The sequence below is a fragment of the Paenibacillus sp. 05T425 genome, from assembly GCF_056396205.1.
The window spans coordinates 1-445 of the sequence record NZ_JBFTLA010000104.1; the positions used below are offsets into that span (position 1 = coordinate 1).

Here is a 445-nt window from a genome sequence, read left to right on the forward strand (position 1 = left end):
GTTGCACACTGTTGGCGGCGGCCTGGATACCGAAGGTAGCCGAGGAGCACGCCACGTTCATGTCGTAACCGAAACCCTGGATACCCAGCGCTTCCTGAACTTCGATGGCGATGGCCGGGTAGGCGCGTTGCAGGTTGGAGCAGGCGACGATCACACCGTCGATGTCAGCGGCGGTCTTGCCGGCACGCTGCAAGGCTTGCTCGGCCGCGCCAATGGCCATCTGGCACAGCACCGACCACTCGTCGTTGGAGCGCTCGGGCAAGCGTGGCGTCATGCGTTGCGGGTCGAGGATACCCTCTTTGTCCATGACAAAGCGGCTTTTGATGCCGGAGGCTTTTTCGATAAACGCTGCGCTGGATTCGGTCAATGCCTGGATTTCGCCGCGCTCAATGGCCTCGGCGTTGTCGGCGTTGAACTGCGCGACGTAAGCGTTGAAAGACTGCAC

1 pseudogene is annotated in these 445 nt (G+C 61.3%); it reads right to left on the bottom strand.

What is annotated here, in order from left to right:
* Positions 1-445 (bottom strand): annotated as a pseudogene (locus tag AC1DF0_RS32295) (hypothetical protein); the annotation flags it as partial.